8 protein-coding genes and 1 pseudogene are annotated in these 6,755 nt (G+C 33.5%); 2 read left to right on the top strand and 7 right to left on the bottom strand.

Features of this window, described 5'->3' with window-relative positions; translation table 11 throughout:
- Positions 1–376: 376 nt before the first annotated feature.
- The 5 genes from KA909_RS13015 to KA909_RS12995 form a co-directional block, all read right to left on the bottom strand.
- Entirely contained in the window at positions 377–883 is a 507-nt protein-coding gene (locus KA909_RS13015; RefSeq protein WP_075109125.1) for a YwhD family protein, read from the bottom strand.
- Positions 884–952: 69 nt separating this feature from the next.
- A complete protein-coding gene (locus KA909_RS13010) occupies positions 953–2,269 on the bottom strand; it encodes an HD domain-containing protein (RefSeq protein WP_176747931.1) in 1,317 nt (438 codons plus the stop codon).
- A gap of 19 nt (positions 2,270–2,288) precedes the next feature.
- Positions 2,289–2,765 (bottom strand): GNAT family N-acetyltransferase, encoded by a 477-nt coding sequence (locus KA909_RS13005; RefSeq protein WP_053030779.1) that lies wholly within the window; start codon positions 2,763–2,765, stop codon positions 2,289–2,291.
- 115 nt (positions 2,766–2,880) lie between these two features.
- The gene (locus tag KA909_RS13000; protein WP_075109124.1) at positions 2,881–3,417 is read right to left on the bottom strand and encodes a flavodoxin family protein; all 537 of its coding nucleotides are present in this window, start codon (positions 3,415–3,417) and stop codon (positions 2,881–2,883) included.
- A gap of 249 nt (positions 3,418–3,666) precedes the next feature.
- Positions 3,667–4,602 carry an aldo/keto reductase gene (locus tag KA909_RS12995; RefSeq protein ID WP_053030783.1) on the bottom strand — a complete coding sequence of 312 codons (936 nt, stop codon included), beginning with the start codon at positions 4,600–4,602 and terminating at the stop codon, positions 3,667–3,669.
- A 130-nt stretch (positions 4,603–4,732) separates the two neighbouring features.
- Here KA909_RS12995 and hypR point away from each other — a divergent pair, with 130 nt between their 5' ends.
- Positions 4,733–5,173, top strand: a complete 441-nt coding sequence (gene hypR / locus KA909_RS12990; RefSeq protein WP_193839699.1) for a redox-sensitive transcriptional regulator HypR — start codon at positions 4,733–4,735, stop codon at positions 5,171–5,173.
- Positions 5,160–5,297, top strand: a pseudogene (locus tag KA909_RS12985) (hypothiocyanous acid reductase MerA); the annotation flags it as partial. The gene hypR and the pseudogene KA909_RS12985, both read left to right, overlap by 14 nt.
- A gap of 62 nt (positions 5,298–5,359) precedes the next feature.
- Here KA909_RS12985 and KA909_RS13885 read toward each other — a convergent pair.
- Entirely contained in the window at positions 5,360–5,926 is a 567-nt protein-coding gene (locus KA909_RS13885; RefSeq protein WP_481906439.1) for a hypothetical protein, read from the bottom strand.
- Positions 5,927–6,412: a hypothetical protein gene (locus KA909_RS12975; protein WP_210130301.1), complete on the bottom strand. Its 486-nt coding sequence runs from the start codon at positions 6,410–6,412 to the stop codon at positions 5,927–5,929. It lies immediately after the preceding gene.
- Positions 6,413–6,755: the final 343 nt, after the last annotated feature.

Here is a 6,755-nt window from a genome sequence, read left to right as displayed (position 1 = left end):
GTACTTGACTAATCGTAGGAATAAGGGAGCGGGACAGAATTCTTTTGAATTCGTCGTCCACTCCCAGCTTGCTTTGCTTGTAGAATTTCTTGATGAAATTCTACAAGCAAAGCAAGCTGGGGTTGAGGAACTTAAGTGTTTAAACACTTAAGTAAGTAGTTCTAATGATTAAAATCAAAGAACTACTTTAGAGCCTTTCCCACAGGAAAGCGAAACAACTTAGACGAGTGAATATCTATCTAAGAATTTCTTTACAACCTAAGCGAAATGAGACTGACATACTTTATCAATGTATGAAAATAAGCCAGTAAATGAACTTATTAAAATTCACTTACTGGCTATTAAGAGTAGCGTCCCACGCTTAGTACTGTTTATACTATTCAAAAGCTTTGAATAATTCGTCATTCGAATTATTCCACATATCCTCATTGTGCGATTTTAAAAAGTCTTTCAACACTTTTTTATTTTCTTCGCCAATATGATCAATCATAATTTTATGTTTCATAGACTTATCCATCATATTGACATGTTCAGGCATACTCTTATAACCACGGCGTATAGACTTGTTAACTAATAAATAGCATGCAGTAACACCGGCATAGTACGGTCCAGTTTCACTACGCTCAGTTGTCACCCAACAAAGCCAATATTCTTTAGCTTCTTCGCCTTCGACTTCCGATTTGTCAGTTATCCATTTAACACCTTTTTCAACTTGAGCACGCGCATGCATACCACCTATATCAATAAACGCCTCTTTATTAGCTACATCTATAAATACTGGGGCAATATTATCTAAACTAATTGCACCAATATTCGTTCCTTTATGTCCGTCAAGCGGGTCATTCTTGATAATATTAAATTTAAAACCTTTATTCTCAGACACACATGACACCTCCGAAAACTTAAATTCATAATTTCTATATTATGTGTTATATATTAAAGTTTCAATGGCTTAATTCAATTCATTAAGTAAATTAATAATTGAACCCTTAATTTGTGGATTATCGATATTAAGAATCATTTCTTTAGGATAGTACAATTTATAATCTTCACGATTAATACCCGTAATACTAGAAATAACAAGTGATTGGCTACTAATTTCTCTAATATTACCATCACGTCTTAATAAATGTATTGGTTGTCTATTAGATCCTGGTCGATCATAATCATAAGGCAAATCAGAGAAAGCTTCACTAACGAAATAATAATTAGGATCAATATGTCCCTCTATAAACAGCTCTTGCAGTTCAGTAATAGTAATGATTGAACCATCAAATGGAATATATTTAAACAAGTCCCTATTGATAAAACGACGTGCTAAATCACTAAGAATGGCATCATCTTCTTGTATCCATCGCTTTAAATAATAAAGCACTACGACTTCATCTAAATCAACATATTGCTCGATTGTAACCTTCTCTTCGAAGAAAGGAACAAAATCTTCAGGATACATTTTAAAATGATAACCCTCGTTGTACAATTGTTTGACGCGTTTCAAACAATTATTTAGTAAAACTTCCCCGCCTCTACTAACCGGATGAAAGTATATTTGCCAATACATTTGATAACGACTCATTATAAAGTTCTCTACAGCATGCATCCCACTTTCTTTAATGAGTACTTCATCTTTTGAAGGTCGCATCAAACGTAGAATACGTTCCATATCAAATGTACCGTAAGAGACACCAGTAAAATAAGCGTCCCTTTGCAAATAATCCATTCGATCGGCATCAATTTGAGATGAAATCATAGAAATGACAAGTTTATTTTGATGTGTTTTATTAATAACATCCGCGACCTCTTTAGGAAAAGTATCAGATACACGACTTAAGACTTCATTCACTTCAGTAGGTCCTGTAATAATGGCTTGTGTAAATGCCTCATGATCTGTATTAAATATCTTTTCAAAACTATGTGAAAATGGACCATGCCCTAAATCATGTAATAATGCTGCACATAAAGCTAATGGTCTATCTGCATTATTCCACGCATCACGCCCAACAAATGATTCATCAATCATACGACGTACGATTTCATATACACCTAAAGAGTGACCAAATCGACTATGCTCTGCAGTATGAAAAGAAAGATATAATGTACCTAATTGTTTAATACGACGTAAACGTTGAAACTCTTTCGTTTTAATGAGATCCCAAATAAGTTGATCTTTGACGTGAATATATTTATGGATAGGGTCTTTAAATACCTTCTCTTCAGCTAATTTCTGTTCAACATAAGGTGTTTGCGTCAAATAAATCCTTCCTCTCATTACAGTATAGTGATAGGGATTATATACTTTTTTTCATTAAAGCTAAATCCATTTGTTCTCCATACATTTCTGGTTGATAAGAACGTACGATTTCAAAACCATTATTTTGATAATATTGAATAGCACCTTTATTTTTATTATCAACTTCTAAATATACTGCATCATATTTACCATCAAATTGTTCTAACCCTTGCTTAAGTAAGCTAGAACCGTAACCTTTGTGTTGATATTCTGGATGTACATAATGCGCAGATAAATACAGTTCTTTACCATAAATAAAATTAGCAAAGCCTATAATTTCATCATTATCCTCGGCTACTAAAAATAATTGTTCTTCTAAGCGTTTCTTTAAATGTTGCTCATTATAAGAAGCAGCTAATAGTTCATTAATTGTTGATGCTGCATAAATATTTAAATATGTGTTATACCATGCCTTAGTAGCAACATCTCTAATTGCTACGACGTCATTTGATGTGGCTTCTCTGACTTTAAACATACTTGATTCTCCTGACTTTACTATGGAATTAATAATGAAATTATATCACAGTAGTTATACAATCGCTCAATATAGCGTATTTATCGATGTGATTTATCGTACCTTTCATCAAAATCTACATTAGTGTTTCATTCCATTCTTTAGCTCTTTCGAATGCAAATGTATCTTTCGAAATATCTCCTGGTCGTTCAGCTGTACCGATAATATAGCCGTTAAGTTCAGCCCCAATAAAATCTAACGTATATTTCATTTGTGTAATACAAGGCTTCGCTTTCACTTTCGGACAATCTCCACCAACTAAAATAAGACGGAAATCTTTCTTTGCCATTCGTTCTTTGAAGTCTCTATAATTTGGATCAACCATTGTTTCAGACCAATGATCAATAAATGCCTTTAAAGATGCAGATATACTGTACCAGTAAACTGGTGATGCGAAGATCACCGTATCACTTTCTAATACTTGATCAATGATGTGTTTATAATCGTCGGTATAATTAGTAATGTCTTTATTATCATGACGGAAATCTCTTACAGGATTAAATTGGTAATCTGTTAAATCAATCCAATTATAGGCTAATCCTTCTATTGCATACTTAGTAAGTTGTGCTGTATTCCCCTCTGGACGACTGCCTCCAAATAAAACTGTAATCATGTCTATCCCTCTCTCTTAATTTATATTTAAAATATGCCATTATTTTTAAATTTGTTCGCTACATCAATACTTCATATTAATTTAATATTCGCATATTTGCCTAGTACCCTTATTTCATATGATATATGTGCATTTTCCTAAAATAAAAAAGAATCATTACTATTTATTCAAGTTTCTAAAAAAGCTCTTACACAAATATAAACGGTGTAAGAGCTTAAATTACTTCAATTTATTTTATATCCGCGTTTGTTATTCAATCGGAAATAGTTCGTCGATTTTTTTCAATTCATCATCTGTTAATTGAATATTAGCCGCTTCAATATTTTCTACAACTTGTTCAGCACGTTTCGCACCAGGAATTACTACATCTAGCGCTGGACGAGTTAAGTAAAATGCTAGAACCACATTGGCGATAGATGTATTGTGGGCTTCTGCAATACTTTGCAATTGTTTCACTCGACGCACATTATCATTAAATACCTCTGGTTGGAAGTCACGACGAGGCGCACGATGATCATCAAACGTTTGATTTTCCTCATACTTACCAGCTAAGATACCTGACGCTAGTGGGAAATAAGGAATAAATGTAATATCATTTTCAGCCGCGTATGCCATTACATCTTCATTTTCACGATGTAATAAGTTGTATTCTAATTGCACTACATCTACATAGCCATCTTTATTTGCCTCTTTAAGTTGTTCTAATGAGAAGTTAGAGACCCCAATTGCTTTAATCTTACCTTCATCTTTAAGTTCTTTTAAGGCTGCAACTGCTTTATCTTTCGGTGTATTTTCATCAGGAAAATGAATATAGTATAAATCAATATAATCTACTTGAAGACGTTTCAGGCTATTCTCAACCTGTTGTTTTAAATAATCTGGGTCATTGTTTTGAATGACATCATCATTATCTTTAATAACATGAGAACCTTTCGTCGCAATTTGCACTTGTTCACGTGGGTATTCTTGAACCACTTGGCCAACTAATTCTTCCGAACGTTCAGGACCATAAATATATGCCGTATCGAGCAATGTAATGCCATTATCAATTGCTTTGCGCACAACATCTTTTCCTTGTTCTTCATCTAAATTTGGATATAAATTGTGGCCACCTACTGCATTGGTACCTAATGCGATTGGAAATACACGAACATCTGATTTACCTAATTGTACTAAATCTGCCATTCATACTCGCTCCTTTATTCAAATATTACTACTTGTAGTTTACCCCATTCTGATTAAGACATTCATATTGACATTTTATATAAGATATACTTTAATGTAACTAATCAAGTTACATTAAAGGCGGTATACTATGAATTTAGAATTTAACATTGCAGTACACGTGCTAAGCTTTCTCACTAAGCACTCAGAGGAACATTTCAATAGTCAGGAATTAGCAGCACTTACTTGTCTTAATCCAGTGCAACTAAGACGCGTTGCTACAATACTTAATAACCAACAATTTATTGATACACGTCGTGGTAAAGGCGGTGGTTATCGAGCAAATGAGATTACACCCACGATTACGTTAGATACGCTGTATCAACTTTTTGTGTTAGATAAATCCCCTGCGCAACGTATTTTCACTGGTAGTGAAGAGAGTCATTGTACGATTTCTAAGCATATTGCAACCACCATGACTAAATATAAAGCGCAAGAAACTGCCCTAGTGCTCAACTTTTATCGTAACTTGACAATTAAGGACGTCATCAAAGATACACTTCAGGAGGACACAACATATGACACATTATAATTTATTAGTTATTGGCTTCGGTAAAGCAGGTAAAACACTTGCCAAATATGCAGCAGCACAAGGTCAACACGTTGCTTTAGTAGAACAATCGTCAGATAATTTTGGCGGTACATGCATCAATGTATAGTGTGTGTACTTCCATATATTTTTTATGTATAAAACCCGTCGAATTCGACGGGTTTTGTTTTATTCGAAATATCCAATTTGTTCTGCAATCTCTGTTAAACTTTTTTTACCTTTCAATACATCTTTAATATAGCTTTCTGCATCTTTTTTATTTACAAAGAATACACTTTCGATATAAGTTTCTTCTTGTTGATCTTTTTCAAGCCATTTATCATAGAACAACTTCATATCTTCTTTTTCTAATTTGTCATGGTAAGGAACTTCATAAGTCTTGCTGATAGCCACCTCATATAAAGTACTATCTTTATAATCAACTTCTGATAAGTTAGCGAATTCTACGTCATATTCATAGTCGCCTTCAATGTCTATGAAGTATTGAGCAATATCCTCTACTAACTCAACTTCACCTAATACTACATTCTCGATAATTCTGCTTTGTAATTCATTCATTTTTGTTCTCTCCATTTCGTAATTATATAGTTTTTCGCATTGTGCTAATGTTAAGTTATCAAGTTTACGCTCGCCTTTTCTCACTCTGTATATCGTACTTTGTGTAACGCCTGTTTGAGTTGCTATGTAGTTACTGCTTAAATCACTATTCAATAAATTTTCTATTACTTTTCTCATTTAAGCCACTTCTCCTTTAAATTCTGCGATTTTTTTACGTAATGTTGCTGATTTCATGTTACTTCTAATGCCTTTAATACCTAATTCTTTAGCCTCTTGCACTAAGTTGAAGTGGTTATCCATTGCTTTAGCCATTGTATCTTCAACCGTAACTGTTGCAGTAAAGTAATCATTTACGTTTGTGTATTTACAAACACTTTTAGGTGTCCAAAAACTAAACTCGCCAAATTTTCCAGTCGCTTTAATCATTAACGCTTTTTCAGTTTCACGCGCTACGCTTAAAACTGATTTTTCGACTGCGTACACACTACCAACATTTTTTCTGATGATCCATGCAGGAATTTCGATTTCTGCGTCTTTTAAAGCTAAGCCTCTGTATGCCATTTTTAATGCTTCTGCGAAATATTCTCTAGATGAACCCCCGAATTTGTTAGCTCCGTGTTTTGCGATTGCCCAAGCGTTTGAAAAGATTTGTGATTTAGTCATTTGTTTTTCCTCCTTGTGATTACCTTATGTCTATATTATATTATGCCATAAGGCATAAGTCAATACTTTTTATGACATTTGTCATAATTATTTTTAGGCATAAAAAAAATAGCCATAACCCGAATAGAATTATGGCTAGATCGTTTAGCGTTAAACTATGTTTATATTATAACACAATTTATAGGCAACCGTCGCAACAGTTGACCTCAGATACACTCCGCAGATGTGTACCGCAATTTCTATTTGATTATAACATAAAAAAATAGGGACAAGCACCGTTATGCTTATCCCTATACGAACTGATAGTGAAATGTCATCTGATTGTATTATATTAGCATGTATA

Origin of the sequence: Staphylococcus sp. GDX8P54P, from assembly GCF_017893165.1 — a bacterium.
Classification (GTDB): domain Bacteria; phylum Bacillota; class Bacilli; order Staphylococcales; family Staphylococcaceae; genus Staphylococcus; species Staphylococcus borealis.
This window is presented reverse-complemented; position numbering and strand designations above follow the sequence as displayed.